The organism is Oceaniferula flava (assembly GCF_016811075.1).
GTDB classification, from domain to species: domain Bacteria; phylum Verrucomicrobiota; class Verrucomicrobiia; order Verrucomicrobiales; family Akkermansiaceae; genus Oceaniferula; species Oceaniferula flava.
The window spans coordinates 54,775-68,938 of the sequence record NZ_JAFBGL010000008.1; the positions used below are offsets into that span (position 1 = coordinate 54,775).

The following is a 14,164-nucleotide window of genomic DNA, read 5'->3' on the forward strand; positions in this document are numbered from 1 at the left end:
TGGCAAAACGTGTCCAAACTTGTCCAAGGGTGGGAATGAGCACCCATTACACGAAAAACCCCAAGAGCCTGAAAACAAGCAACTTGGGGTAACTTTGTCCACCTTTGACCATGATAGTCTAAAGGGGGGAAATGGCGGACCGACAGGGATTCGAACCCTGGATACCCTTTTGGGGTATACTCCCTTAGCAGGGGAGCGCTTTCGACCACTCAGCCATCGGTCCTAATCGATGTGTCGGCGGGCGACGGACGATGTTTGAACATATCGCCGCGCTTTCGTCAAGCGATGAACAACGACTAATTGCAAATAATTTTCTCGAGCACTCATTTTCAGTCTGTTTGGAGACCTTAAAATTTCATTCATGATCATGACGCCGAAAATGACACCTGATCTCGACAATTGAAAATTGTCATCGCCCTCGATTTGCTTATCATCCTGCGGCATGAGCAGCAGCCCTCGCAAAACACGCATTATTTGCACCCTCGGTCCGGCGACGGATTCAGATGAGATGTTAGAATCTCTGATTAAAGCCGGAGCCAATGTGTTCCGACTGAACATGAGCCACGGCACGCACGAATGGGTGCGTGAACTTTGTCCCCGGATCAGGAAAATTTCCGATCGGCTGAAGAGCCATACCTCCATCCTGCTGGACCTCCAAGGGCCTTCAATCCGGACCGGCGATGTGGCCGAGACGATGGAGTTGAAAAAGGGGGACATCCTCGAATTTAGAAAAGTCGGCGCCGCGGCTACGGAGAAACTCTCCACCACGGTGAACTATGAAGGACTGATGGACGATGTATCTGTGGGAGATCGTTTGGTCGTGGACAACGGCAACATCCTCATGCTGATCAAATCCGTCTCTGCCACGAACATGCTGTGCGAAGTGCGCACCGAGGGTTCGATGGGCAGCCGCCGTCATATCAACCTCCCGGGTGTGCGTCTGAATTTACCTGCGCTGACGTCCAAGGATCGCCAAGATCTTTCAGTTGCCTGCGAGTGCGGGGTGGATTTCATTGCCGGTTCCTTTGTCCGCGATGCCGATCACGTGCGCCAGCTGCGAGCTGCGATGATCGAAGGTGGCGGCGATGCCAAAATCATTTCCAAAATTGAAGATCAGGAAGCGGTGCGTAACATCGACGATATTATTTCCGAGTCCGACGTCATCATGGTGGCGCGTGGTGACTTGGGAATTGAAGTCAACATTGAGGAACTGCCGATTATCCAACGGAAAATCGTCAAACGCTGCCTCCGTCTTGGCACCCGTGTGATTGTGGCCACGCACATGCTGGAATCCATGATCACTAATCCGCTGCCAACGCGGGCGGAGGTGACCGACGTTTCCAATGCTGTGTTTGAAGAAGCCGACTCAGTGATGCTCAGTGGTGAGACCAGCGTTGGGAAATACCCTGTGGAATGTGTCGAGATCCTCGACCGTATCGCTCGCCGTATCGAGCGTAGCGGGGGATTAGCCTTTGGCAAGGAAGCCATGCTACGCACGGAGCGCCAAAAAACCGTTCGTGCTGCCGTTCAACTGGCCGACTCGATCACCGACGCCGTGCTGGTGGTCTTCACGCGCCGTGGCTACATGCCGGTGCAGACCGCAATGCTTCGACCTCTCTCTGCCATTCACGCCTTCGCACCGGACGAGGCCATCTGCCGCCAGATCAACCTGGCTCGTGGCTTGACGACGCGGAAGATCGACTTCAGCGAGAACCCTGAGGACACCCTCAAGACCGCCGTGCAGGCGCTTAAGGACGATGCAACCGTCTCCGCCGGCACGCCCTTGGTGGTGATTTCTGACATGACGCAGAAGGACAAAGTCGTGGACTCGGTGCTGCTGATTCATGCCTGATGTCACTTGATTGTCTGAGCTTTTCAGCGTAGCGCTTCTCTATGAATCGTTCCGATGGCCGCGCAGGTCGCCTATTTCTCTGCCTGATTGGGCTGATGCTTATCCTTGTGGGGGGCGTCTTTGAGTGGCTGATGATCCGCAGCTATCAGCATGCCAAGGCGTCTCGCGAATGGCCACAGGTGGAAGCGCTGGTTCTGCGGTCGGTGATTGATGAACGTCAGATCAACGGCTCGCCCCGGGAGTTCCGACTCAATGTGCTGTTTGGTTACAGCTATCAGGGGGAGGAATTTACCTCGGACCGATTGTCGCCACGCGGCACCAAGTGGACAAAGGAAACGGAAGCTCTGGAGCAGCTGGCGGAGCAATACGCCAGCGGCACCACGCACACCGCTTGGGTGAATCCGGAGCAACCGGACGCCGCGATCATGGTGCACGACACCAAGGCGGCCGGCTACACCCTGTGGTTTCCCGCACTCATCATCATCGGTGGTGGTGGGATGATCTGGGGTGCGTTTAAAAAGTAAGACCCTGAAACAAAGCCCGACACCGAGTCGTCGGCCAGGACGCTACGGAGCAAGGGGCTGCGATTCACTCAGGCACCACGCGCGCCTTCGGTGGCTTGCGGAAGATGGGATCCTTTTTCCCGCGTGCCGGATTGGTAAAGATCACGGTGCGCCAGCGGGGGGTCATCACCGGGCCGGTGCCCTTGAACTGAAACAGCCCCATAAACGGACGTAGGGGCAGGGAGAGCACGCTGAACAAACCGCGGGCATTCATCCGCACTAACAGATCGATCTCCTTCTGTTGTAAATCAATCGTTCCTTCGCCGGTGAACTTGAGCGATCGGGTAGTGGCGAGGAAGTCATTCGAGAGCACGACGCCTTTGCGAATAAGGAAGGTGCAGGAAGCATCCTCGGCCTGCTGATTGGTGGGGTTACGCTTGCCCAACACACCACCGATCAAGGGCGAGATGGGGCCTAACATCGGGACGGAAAACAAGTTCCCTCGCTCCAAGCCCAAGGATCCCTTACCGTTGAACATGCGCATGTTATTTCCTTGGCCGGTGAAATCGAGTCGCCCCGTCAAGAGTCCACGCTCGGCATTGTTGAATTTGTAGAGCTGACCGATGTCCTTCAGGTGCAAACGCGACCATTGGAATTCACCTTGATAACTTGGAGTTTTCTGATTGGTGCGCACGGTGATGCTGCCGCTGGCTGGACCTTGGAAGGTGTGAAACGACAGCCCGGTGACCTCTACCCGGTCGTGTCGAATCCTTACGCGACCACGCAGGCGCTGAAGGGTGAGTGGCTTGCCGAGGAAATCATAATTCATGCTCCCCGGTGATCTGGCATCGATGCGGAAGTTGGTGCGTGCGTCACCTTTTTTCAGTCCGAATGTGCCATCGGCTACCAGGTGAGGCGGGCGGTGGAATCGGTAAGTCTCGATATGCTTGGCGACCCGACTGGCGAACAGCTTGACAATTGGTGCCGGCCACGCGGTGGTGCGGATGTTTTTAAGCCGCACTGTTTGTTCGGTTCGGTCGATGGTGATCGAATCCACGGTGGCGCGGGCCGAAGCGGGGCCACCGTGACGCCGCCGCAACCAATAATCGCTGTAGTCCAGGTTCGCTTCGATGTCGCTGAACTTGGAGCGCAGGTTGGTCATGTCGAACTGACCGCTGAGCTGGTGCATCGGCACTTCTTTGTAGGAAAAATGGCGGAAGTCGGCGTGGCCGGACGCCGCCCACTCGGTGAAGTTGCTGCGGTTGATCGTGCCCTGCGCAGTGATGTGGACTTTCGAGGTCGAGTGGAACTCCGCCTGATCCAGCGCTTTCTCGATGGGCGAGTCGCGGATGAACGCGAGGTAGGCGGCTGGTGGTAGCGTCGACTCCGCTTCGAAGCGGACGGTTTCGTCTTTTAATAAGACCCGGCCCTCTAGTTCCCCCTGAGCATGGCTAGCTTTCAGGTCGGTGAGAAAAAGATCATATCCGTGCGAGGAAACATCGGTGGTCAGCTTGGTGAAGGGGACTCCGAGGCAGGTGAAATTATCGATCTCGGCATGACCGGTGACCTGGACATCCGGTTTGAAATGTTCGTCCAGAACGATGCTGCCGGTGCAATGAATCTTGGGCGGACGGGAGAAGGTGATCTGGGTGAGGATATCGAGTCCGAACAACTTCCGAGCCAGCATCTGCACGTGCAAGCTGCTGTCCGCCTCGAAACGACCACTGCGGGTGGCCGGGTGGAAATCTGCTTTGGCGGAAATCCTGCCTGCTCCGTCGCTCAGCTTAATTTCATCCAAGGTGACCATTTTGTTTTTGTAGTCGCCACTGATGCGGACGTCCTTCAGAACCACGCCATCGCGCTCAAGTTCATTGGCAGTCAGGGTGAAATCGAGTCGGGCCGAATCCGGGTTATCGACATTGCCCTCGAGGTAGAGTTGCAGCAGCGGAGGCTCGCCCTGTGGCCAGTGCCAATGTTGGATTTCTTGAATGATGCGGGCGATCAGCTTGATCCGCGCAACGCGCACTTCTTTCAATGGCTTGGGCTGGCGACCAGTCAGATGTTTACTCCAGATACGGGCATCCATTTCCAGCTCAATACCCGCAACCAGTCCGGAGACCGAGCGGGCTTCCACCGTATTCCGATCCGGCAGTAACATATCACCACGCAGATCGTTCATGATGACACGCGGACCTTCCGGATCGTCCGGATCGATGGGAAGGGAGATTTCCGCCTTTTTCAGGGACACCTTGTTGACCCGCAAAATACCGCGCATGAGCTTGGTTTTATCGACATCGATCACCAGGTGTTCCAGAGTGGCCAGAATATCCTCCCGACTCTCGTCGGCATAGACGCGCACCCCTCCGGCGACCAGTCCACGGGTCGGCTCGATGCGGAGGCTCTCGAAGTCGGCAATCACGCCGATGTTTTCCAGCTCTTGGGCAATTCGTCCACGCCAGTGATCGTTGACTCCAGTTTGATTGATGTAGTAGATCCCACCGATCACGCTGCCCACAAGCACGCCAACGACGAGCACAATGACCAAGCGTAGGTAGTGGAGAAGTCGCTTGCGTCGCATCGTGCTTTCAATATACGCGGAAAGGACCTGTGGCGAAAGAGGAAACCTTAGCGCGCAGCGATGTTTTAGCCTTCAAACTCACGGCCATCGTCGATAATTTCACCGGCCTCGATCGCGGCCATGCGCTGGCGTTCCTCCTCGTGGGAGTGGATCTGCAGGCTGGCGTGCACACCGTGTTTCAGCGCTGCGGCCTTCATGACATTACGGATGGCACTGGCGGTAAAACCATTGCGCCCGATCAGCATCGCAACATCGGTCTGAGCCACAATGAGCCTAAAGCGCACGTGATCTCCATCGACTTCAGCCACTCGCAGTTGAGCCTGTTCCGGATGCTCAATGAATTGCAGGGCAATGAATTCGAGAAATGCTTTGATACTGTCGGTGGTTTCTCGCATGTCTGGATTTGAAATCCTATCGTTAGAAATGTCGAGCCAAACTCAGTCGATACATGGAGTTTTCCTAACACTGGTCAGTTTGAATTGACCACCACTCAGGCCACACCTAGAAAAAGGCCCATGAGTTTATCAAACCTCGCAATTGCAAAGACAGACGATCTGCCGATCCGGCACGAAGGTGACGTTCACAGCGGTAAGGTCCGTTCTGTGTATTGGCTCACCATGGAAGATAGCGCCCGCATCATTGAGCAGCGCGGATATCAGGTCTCCCCAGGCACTCAGCTGGCGGTGATGGTGATCAGCGATCGTATTTCGGCCTACGAAATCATCTGGCAAGGTGAGGACGGGCTACAAGGTGTGCCTGGCAAGGGGGCATCTCTCAATGCCACCGCTCTACACTGGTTCGAAGAATTTGAAAAAGCAGGCCTCGCAGGTAACCACATTCTCGAGTCGCCCCATCCGCTGGTATGGATCGTGCAAAAGGCACAACCGGTCATGGTCGAAGGCATCGCCCGCCAGTATATCACCGGCAGCATGTGGCGCAGCTACGCCAACGGCGGTCGCGAGATCTGCGGCATCCCACTGCCAGACGGACTGGAAAATGGTCAAAAACTCGATGAGCTGCTGATCACACCATCAACCAAGGGCATTCTCTCTGGCATTCCCGGCGTGCCGGAGAAGGACGACGTGGATGTCACTCGGGACCAGATTCTCGACAACTACCAGGCCTTCGAATTCCACAGCCCTGAGGATGTCTCTCACTATGAGAAATTGCTTGCCGAAGGTTTCAACATCATCGCGGATCAGGCCGACGAAGCTGGTCAGCTGCTGGTCGATACCAAATTCGAATTCGGCTACATTCCGAACCCATCAGGTGATGGTCACTCGATGATCTACATTGATGAAGTGGGCACCCTCGATTCCTCCCGCTTCTGGGATAAGGATGCTTACGCCGATGGCAACATCGTGGAGAACTCCAAGGAAATGTTCCGCAAGTTCCTCTGTGATGCTGTGCCGGAAGCTGATGTCTTGCTTAACAAAGAGCGCATGGAGGAGCGCGTAGAGCTGGGTAATTCCTTCAAAGTTCCCGTCGAGGCCCTGATGGCTACCAGTGAGCTCTACAAGAAAACGGCCGAGCAACTAACAGGCAAACCCATGCCCGAGATCAATAATGCGCGTCAGGAAATTCTCGACTCGCTCTCAGACTTCGGCATTGTCGACTAGGAAAAATCTTCCCTTCACTTTCAATCTAGGCGTGGCTCTCTTTCAGCGAGCCACGCTTTTTTTTTTAGCCCTCGGCGCGCAGAGCTTGATCGATGAACTGCAGCAGGTCGCCGCGACCACTTTCGGTTTTCGAAGAGCAGATAAAGATCCGCGGCTCGCCCTCGAAGAACTCCACCATCTGCTCCTTAAATTGCTCAATGTTGGCTTGGATTGCACCCGGTTTGCTTTTGTCGGACTTGGTGAAGACCAGCACGAAGGGGACGCCGGATTCGGCCAGCCAACCGGTGAACTCCAGGTCGATGCGCTGGGGGGAGTGGCGGGAATCAATCAGCACGAAGACACAGCTCAGGTTCGGGCGTTCGAGCAGGTAGTCGGTGACGATTTGCTGGAACTTCTTCCGATCGTGCCCAGCCGCCTTGGCGTAGCCGTAGCCGGGAAGATCCACCAGGGTCCATTTCCTGTTGATGAGGAAAAAGTTAATCAAACGCGTCCGACCAGGTTTACTGGAGACCACCGCGAGATCCTTTTTGCGCGTCAGCATATTCAGCAGTGACGACTTTCCAACGTTGGATCTTCCGATGAACGCGAACTCGGTCAGATCGGATTCCGGGCAGCCCTCGAAGTCCGGTGCGCTGAGTTCGAATGTGGCGGTTTGAATTTGCATGCACTCTCCTTAGCTCGAAAGTGCCGTGCTGACAAACCGCTTGTGCAAAAGCTTGAACGATCAGTTATGCCAGTCTGGAAGCAAGCGCTCTGGATATTGACTATCAAAGCAGGCAAAATAACATAATCGTTGCTATTTTGACCGTCTGGGCCAAATTGCCTTGGGATGGACAAAATAGAAGCTCTTAGACTACGCAACCCGGATGCGCTCATCCGGTCGATTGGCGGTCGTCTTCGGGCGCAACGCTTGGCCAAGGGCTGGACGCAAAAACAGCTGGCCGAACGCGCCGGCATCAGCGTTTCCACTCTCAAACTGATGGAGCACGAGGGCAAGGGGTCCTTGCAGCGCCTGGCGAAAGTGGCCGTTTGTCTGGACATCGACGGCGAGCTGCGCAGCTTGTTTGCCGATCGCAGTAGCTACAAGTCGCTGGACGAGGTCGAGCGCACCCTGCGCAAGCGCGCCCCACGCCGTCAGAAGCCCACCCAACAATCACCCAATCCCTGATCAGGGAAACCATATACCCAACATGAGAATTGAAGTGCTTTACTTAGGCTGCGGCGAGCAGCAGGTCATCGGAGAACTGGCGGAGGCGGTTGATGGTCGATTGTTTTTCGAATACGATGCCGAATGGTTGTCGCGCGGCATCGAGCTATCGCCCGTTTACCTGCCGATCACCACACGCGGCTCGGTAACCACTCCCACGCCACATGTCGGACCCTTGTTTGGGCTCTTTTCAGACAGCCTTCCGGACTGGTGGGGTGAGCAGATGATGAAGAGTTACTTTGGCGACAAGGGCATCCCATGGAACAAGGTCACCGCCTTGCAGAAGCTCGCCTGTGCCGGTGCCCATGCCATGGGTGCGCTAGCCTATCAGCCACCGATGAGCGGCGGTGATTTTCGCGAGGAACTGACGGTGGAAGTGGCGGAACTGGTCAGCAATGCCCATTCGTTTATTCACGGTGAGACCGCGGAGATGCTTCCGGGTCTGATCCGCTCCGGACTGTCACCGGGAGGGGCACAACCGAAAGTATTGTTAGGATTCAACCACGACTTCTCGAAGGCTGTGGCCGGAGGTGGTAGCCTGCCCGAAGGATACGATCGCTGGTTGTTAAAATTCGATCTCGACCCTGAGTATGAGCTCGGTCGGGAAGAGTATGCCTATTCCCAGATGGCCCGTGCCGCGGGGATCAATATGGCGGAGACCCAGCTGCTAGAAACCGGCGAGGGGACATGCCACTTTTTATCCAAGCGCTTCGACCGCCCAGGCAACTCTCGCCGTCACATCCACACCTACTCGGGACTGACCCACACCCTGGTGCGCGATGGATTGGAATACGGCGATCTGATGGATCTCACTCGGGTGCTCACCGGCAGTGAAAAAGAAGTGGAGGAAATCTTCCGCCGCGCCTGTTTCAATGTCCTCGCTGGCAACGACGACGACCACGGCAAGAACCATGCCTTTTTGATGAAGAAAGACGGCCAGTGGGAAGTCTCACCGGCCTACGATCTGACCCGCACCTCCAACCCACTGGTCAGCGGTATGCGTGCCGCTTCGGTGAATGGCAAAAGTGTCAACGTGGGTCGACTCGACCTCAAACGTCTGGGCGAATCCCAAAGTGTGCGCAATATCGATCTAGTGATCGACCAGGTGTTAGACGCAATCAAAGATTGGCCACGCTGGGCCGCCGAAGCCGGACTGAGCCCGCACAGCACTGAGCAAATCCGCGAAGAAATGCCAGGCTCCGAGATGTAGGGGTAGGTGGTGAATAAAAATCCAACTGGTCGGGCAGAGTGAATTCTGCTTCAGTGGGTTGTTATGAAAACCACATCCCTTCTCTTGTTCATCGCCCTGCTCCTGACACCGGCTGCGCTCAGGGCGGGGGAATTTGAATCGGCCTTCCGGAAAAATGTTGGCGAGTTTCTCAACCTGCTCGACGCGCAGCAGGCCAAGGCCTGTTTACTTCCGCTGGACGATGATAAAAACAGACTGCAACGGCAATACACCGGAGGAAAACGGCCAGGCGTGGAGATCTCCAAGCTGAACGCCCAACAACGTGCCGCGATGGAGAAAGCGCTGCGCATGGTGCTCTCCGACCATGGCTGGAAGATGGCAAACCGGGTGGCCAAGCAAGATGGCCCTGATGGACTGGCAAAATACTGGATCACCTGCTTTGGCGATCCACGCCAGCAAGGTGACTTCGCCTTCCGCATTGCCGAACACCACCTCACCGTGGTGCATTTGGAAGTCGCCGAGGGAGAAACCAAGGAGTTCGGACCGATCCTCTTAGGGGCTAATCCAGCAACCTTATGGAAAGATGACGAGCTTGCCTTGTTAGATGTTTGGAAAAAAATAGCCGATCCCAAGGCGCTGATTGCCGACAAGGGAGCCATCGCCAGCCGGCTCATGTCGATGGATGAAGGGGTGATGTTTTCCTCGCTCAACGCCGATGCCCAAGCGGCTTTGCAATCAGCCTGGAACCAGCGCCTCAGCATTTTCACGACTCCCGTCCAAAAACGTATCAACGCCCTGCACGCCGAGCGCGGTGGGTGGGAGAAATCACGGGTGGCTTACTATAATCAAAGCCCTGAAAAACGTAGTATCGATGGCGGACGTTGGGACTTCAAATGCGGACTTCCTGGAATGGTCTGGGACTATGAGGCCAGTCGTGGCCACATTCACATGAGTCTCTGGGTGAAGGCCCTGAAGTAATCAGTCTGCAGCGCCAAAATTGGAGATCTAGGAATCTCTGTTGGAATTTCGAAGACTGCTTGCTAAGCCGCGATCCAGAAGTCGACGCCCTCGATGCGGCCCAAGCCTAACAAGGCATTGCGAATGACATCACCCGCACCACGGCTCGCCACGTAAGCCACGATCACCGCTTGCTCGGCAGGTGGTGGGGAATCTAAGGAAACGACGGGTCGACCGTGCAACGAGCGTCCAATTTTCCGCGGGTCGATATCGATGAACCCAGCCGCTCGCTGCCACGCCTGTTCGAGGGGGGCGGCACATTTCCTGGCGGGTCGACCCGCACCGGCGATCCAAAGCTCCCGCTGATCGCAGCCCGCGCGGGCAATCGCTTTGGCAAGGTAGGGGGCCTTGCAGCGATGGAATGCGGCCATGTCATAGCGACGATCGTTGCGCGACAGCCGCGTCGGTGGATCGTGCCATTCGAACAGCACCTCAGGCACCTTCGCCACCTGGATGCCTCTATCGAGCCAGCGGAGAAACCATTCATAATCCTCGGGAAAATCGCCGTCGCGATAAGCCAAATCCCCACCTAACAAATTTCGCCGAAGCATCAGGGTGGGGTGAGGCGTGGGGAGATCGATGAAGCGGCTGAGACGAATGTCTTCCGCTGACACTTGCCGGTTGGCCCAAGCAACATGATGGGCGTAACCGCCGGCACTGGTGGGATCGCCCGCAAAGCGCACCAGACAAGAAACCATACCCAGTGTGGTCGATGCGTTCAGGACGGCGACCTGCTTTTCCAATCGTTGAGGCAGCGAGACATCGTCGGCATCCATGCGTGCGATGTAGCGACCACGTGCCAAGCGATAACCTAGATTCGAAGTTTCCACCACACCGCTATGATCTTTGCGCACCAGTCGGATCTTCTCCGGGTGCTGCTGAACCAGCGCTTTGACGATGGCAGCGGAATCGTCATCCGATCCATCGTCGACAACAATCAGCTCCCAGTCCGTCAGGGTCTGATCAAGAATGCTCTGGATGGCGCGCGACACGGTTGATGCCGCATTGTAACAGGGCATAACCACAGAGACCGTCGGTGAATGGTTGGACTGATCGATGCCGAATTCTAACGCGCAGCCATCACATTTTAAGCCCAAAGATCAAAAGAGATGTCACAAAACCTGGATCTCGGAGAAAAAGCCTGTCCGATACTTCATTTTATCAGTCACACACTGAGAAAAGCCTTTTTCCTATACAGCCAATAGAGCACCAGCCACTGCACCAGAACCAGTCCGCCGAGCAGGATGAGCTGCTGCACATCCGTATCGCTTTGACTGCGGGCCAAACCACGGAAAACAAAGTCACGAATATTTTTCCACGGCACATACCATTGGCTGGCATAAATCAGAATGGCGTTCATCCCGATCGGGATAAAGAACCACCCCAGCCAACGCTGTCTGGCAACATCCATGGTGATGTAGAAGGCGGCAAAACACAGGAAAGACCAGCCTGCCGAGCAGAGAATGAATGAAGGCGACCAGAGATCCTTGACGATGGGGATTAGCTGACTCCACAGCCAGCCAAGACCGAGACACAACAGTCCTGCCGCAATCAGCTCAAGACCACAGCGCAATCTGGCCCGGCCATACCCCCGCACCCACTCACCAGCCAAAGCGCCTAACAGACAGAGCATTCCTGCGGGTAAAATACGAATACTGCCTTCCGGGTCATAATTTTCCCGATACAACGCGGTGCTGATGAGATTGCGATCGAGCCAGGCTGCCAGATTATTTTCCTGCGTCATCTGCTGTCCTTTTCCAGGATAGGGAAGATACATCAGAATCAGGTGATAGAAGACGAGCACAGTCACGAAAATCACCAACCGCATTTGCCACGATTCCACGTGCAGGGTGATGCTGGCACCGATCAAATAACTCATTCCAATCAGCCAGAGCACGTTGTAAAAACGGATGTGATCGGGTTGAAAACTGAGAGCGCTAAAACTCAGCCCGATCAAAATCAACATCATCGATCGGATGAGAATCTTAACCTGTAAGCGCCAAGCCGATACACCATTGTCCAGCTTGGCCAATATTGAATAGGGCACTGCCATGCCAGCGAGGAAGATAAACAACGGGAAAATTAAATCGTAAAAATGGAACCCTTCCCATTGAACATGAGTCAATTGAACCGATAACTCTCGAAGCCAGAAATCGTCCACGTCTAGCAGATTTGCCAATGCTAGAACAAAACCCGAACCCCCAATAATCCAGAACATCTCAAAGCCGCGGAGAGCATCCAGAGAAAACAGACGTTGCGCCGGATCGGCAGCTTCTTGAGACTTTTCGTCAGACATGATGCAGGGGAATATGTTAAGAAAGCTGAAATAGTAGTCGATCGCCGGTCAATGACGAGTCAATTTATCGAATGTGGTTTTTTTAGCATTTGGAGCGCGACACAGCTGAGGGGACATGGCATAGTAAAAGTCAACGACATTAGAAATCATGAGCAACCGTCTACCTAAGCCCCACGATTATATTCCTGAGCCATGCCAAGAAAATTGGCACAGCATGTCAGGCGATGAAAAAATGCGCCACTGCGAGAAATGCTGCACCCACGTGCACAATCTCACGGGCATGTCTGCACAGCAAATTGCTGCGCTCCGCGTGGACCATGGAGGCAAACTCTGTGGTGCATTCCGCATTGGCTCTGGTATGGCCAAGCCTCTGGCATTGGGCTCAGGAATTGCCTCGCTCGCCTTGGCTTCGTGCTCAGACCCAGAGCCTCCATTGGTCGGCATGGTTCCACCAATCAGTGAACAGGGGCAAGAGGATGACCACGCAACGCCTCCTCCACACACAGATCATGAAATGGTAGCAGGCATGATCTGTCCGGCCACTCCGGAGGACGATTAACCAGTGCCTCAAACATCAATTTTTGGGAAAACAATCAGTCTTCTACACAGGTAGAATATTCAGTCCCGCAGCGGGGATTTCATGCTTTAGCTGCAACGATGGTTTGAGCACACTCACGCCCATGAACGACCTTTCAGCGACCCTCACCAGTTGTATCGATCTCGTCCGCCGTGTCGGAGATTTTCAACTCAGCCACTTCCGCAAAATGCCGGATGATGCCAGTGATATGAAGGCGGTGCGTGAGACCGTGTCCTTCGTCGATGTCGAGTCGGAGAACATGCTCTCGCAAGGATTATTGCCACTCGTTGATAACGCTGGGTTCTACGGCGAGGAAAGTGGCAAGTCCGGTAGCCAGGAGCTGGTATGGATTGTCGATCCGCTCGACGGCACCACCAACTACCTCAGTGGACTCGATCAGTTTTCCATTTCGGTCGCCTTGGTGGAAGCCGGCAAAACTATCCTCGGAGTCATCTATAAACCGGCTACCGGCGAGGTCTATTCCAGCGTCCGAAGGCAGGGGGTGTGTTACAATGGCGAGCCGACCAAGCCAACCCATCCGGAGATCGAAGCCAAAGACGCCTTGTTCTCCACCGGCTTTCCATATCGTTCCGCCGACGTTGCTGAACAGTTTTTCCAAGCCGCACCCCAGGTTCTCACACTTGGCAGAGGTATCCGCAGATCGGGCAGCGCAGCGCTCGATGTTGCCAACTTGGCCATGGGCTGGCAGCAAGGATTCTGGGAAACTGATCTCCAGCCTTATGACATCGCAGCCGGCATGCTGATGATGGCTGAAAACGGGATCGTAGTGACCAATCATCAAGGCAAACCCTATGACATGTTCAACGACCGCTTAATGGTCGCAGGCCTATCAAAGGTTCATGAAAAATTGTTGCCGGTGATTTCCGCCAACTACGCGCTGTAGCCATAACACGTCTGGCATGGGGCCTGAGAACTCTCCGTGTGATGTATTAAGACCGTCTCGCGCTATCAGAGGGTATCAGCAAGCTCTTCAGAAGACATATACCAGACCACGTATTACATGTATTGTGCGAAGTTGTTAATTGATGACGAATACGCATGCACAATTACACAGCCGCAAACGGAACCAGTCAACCTCTCGATTGAGCCCCACCAGCGCAAGTGCCTGCCCAGATCCGTGATAAATGATTAATGGTTGAGTTGGTCATGGGGCGAACATTCTGTCGCTCCTCCGGCGCTCGCCGCGTCAGGCATCAGGTCCGGTGGTTCCGCCAGGCTTCACCAACGGCTAGTTTTTGTCGCTATTCCAGAGCTGTTGCTAAAGATCACTCCGAATGCACACACTGCGCTGCTAAAATGATTAAA

13 protein-coding genes and 1 tRNA gene are annotated in these 14,164 nt (G+C 55.0%); 8 read left to right on the forward strand and 6 right to left on the reverse strand.

Annotated features, from left to right (window positions below):
• Nucleotides 1–132: 132 nt before the first annotated feature.
• Nucleotides 133–223: transfer RNA gene (locus JO972_RS12330), tRNA-Ser, on the reverse strand.
• Between the two features lie 219 nt (nt 224–442).
• Here JO972_RS12330 and pyk point away from each other — a divergent pair.
• Both pyk and JO972_RS12340 read left to right on the forward strand, forming a co-directional pair.
• On the forward strand, nt 443–1,852 hold the full coding sequence (gene pyk / locus JO972_RS12335; protein ID WP_309490364.1) for a pyruvate kinase: 1,410 nt from the start codon (nt 443–445) through the stop codon (nt 1,850–1,852).
• Between the two features lie 41 nt (nt 1,853–1,893).
• Nucleotides 1,894–2,376, forward strand: a complete 483-nt coding sequence (locus JO972_RS12340; protein WP_309490365.1) for a DUF3592 domain-containing protein — start codon at nt 1,894–1,896, stop codon at nt 2,374–2,376.
• Between the two features lie 64 nt (nt 2,377–2,440).
• Here the strand turns inward: JO972_RS12340 and JO972_RS12345 are convergent, their stop codons facing one another.
• Nucleotides 2,441–4,933 carry an AsmA-like C-terminal region-containing protein gene (locus JO972_RS12345; protein WP_309490366.1) on the reverse strand — a complete coding sequence of 831 codons (2,493 nt, stop codon included), beginning with the start codon at nt 4,931–4,933 and terminating at the stop codon, nt 2,441–2,443.
• Nucleotides 4,934–4,998: 65 nt separating this feature from the next.
• Nucleotides 4,999–5,328, reverse strand: a complete 330-nt coding sequence (locus JO972_RS12350) for a KH domain-containing protein (RefSeq protein ID WP_309490367.1) — start codon at nt 5,326–5,328, stop codon at nt 4,999–5,001.
• Nucleotides 5,329–5,448: 120 nt separating this feature from the next.
• Here JO972_RS12350 and purC point away from each other — a divergent pair, with 120 nt between their 5' ends.
• Nucleotides 5,449–6,552, forward strand: a complete 1,104-nt coding sequence (gene purC, locus JO972_RS12355; RefSeq protein WP_309490368.1) for a phosphoribosylaminoimidazolesuccinocarboxamide synthase — start codon at nt 5,449–5,451, stop codon at nt 6,550–6,552.
• Nucleotides 6,553–6,616: 64 nt separating this feature from the next.
• Here purC and yihA read toward each other — a convergent pair whose 3' ends face one another.
• Nucleotides 6,617–7,216: a ribosome biogenesis GTP-binding protein YihA/YsxC gene (yihA, locus tag JO972_RS12360; RefSeq protein WP_309490369.1), complete on the reverse strand. Its 600-nt coding sequence runs from the start codon at nt 7,214–7,216 to the stop codon at nt 6,617–6,619.
• A gap of 165 nt (nt 7,217–7,381) precedes the next feature.
• On the opposite strand from yihA, the gene JO972_RS12365 reads away from it, so the two are divergent.
• The 3 genes from JO972_RS12365 to JO972_RS12375 all read left to right on the forward strand — a co-directional run bounded on the left by JO972_RS12365 (nt 7,382) and on the right by JO972_RS12375 (nt 9,926).
• Nucleotides 7,382–7,720, forward strand: a complete 339-nt coding sequence (locus JO972_RS12365; protein WP_309490370.1) for a helix-turn-helix domain-containing protein — start codon at nt 7,382–7,384, stop codon at nt 7,718–7,720.
• A gap of 22 nt (nt 7,721–7,742) precedes the next feature.
• The gene (locus JO972_RS12370; RefSeq protein ID WP_309490371.1) at nt 7,743–8,969 is read left to right on the forward strand and encodes a type II toxin-antitoxin system HipA family toxin; all 1,227 of its coding nucleotides are present in this window, start codon (nt 7,743–7,745) and stop codon (nt 8,967–8,969) included.
• A gap of 63 nt (nt 8,970–9,032) precedes the next feature.
• Nucleotides 9,033–9,926 (forward strand): DUF3500 domain-containing protein, encoded by an 894-nt coding sequence (locus tag JO972_RS12375; RefSeq protein WP_309490372.1) that lies wholly within the window; start codon nt 9,033–9,035, stop codon nt 9,924–9,926.
• Between the two features lie 62 nt (nt 9,927–9,988).
• Here the strand turns inward: JO972_RS12375 and JO972_RS12380 are convergent, their stop codons facing one another.
• The gene (locus JO972_RS12380; RefSeq protein ID WP_309490373.1) at nt 9,989–10,990 is read right to left on the reverse strand and encodes a glycosyltransferase family 2 protein; all 1,002 of its coding nucleotides are present in this window, start codon (nt 10,988–10,990) and stop codon (nt 9,989–9,991) included.
• Between the two features lie 140 nt (nt 10,991–11,130).
• Entirely contained in the window at nt 11,131–12,261 is a 1,131-nt protein-coding gene (locus JO972_RS12385) for an acyltransferase family protein (RefSeq protein WP_309490374.1), read from the reverse strand.
• A gap of 148 nt (nt 12,262–12,409) precedes the next feature.
• Here JO972_RS12385 and JO972_RS12390 point away from each other — a divergent pair, with 148 nt between their 5' ends.
• Nucleotides 12,410–12,820: a hypothetical protein gene (locus JO972_RS12390; protein WP_309490375.1), complete on the forward strand. Its 411-nt coding sequence runs from the start codon at nt 12,410–12,412 to the stop codon at nt 12,818–12,820.
• 121 nt (nt 12,821–12,941) lie between these two features.
• Entirely contained in the window at nt 12,942–13,742 is an 801-nt protein-coding gene (locus JO972_RS12395) for an inositol monophosphatase family protein (protein ID WP_309490376.1), read from the forward strand.
• The last annotated feature ends 422 nt before the right edge of the window (nt 13,743–14,164 follow it).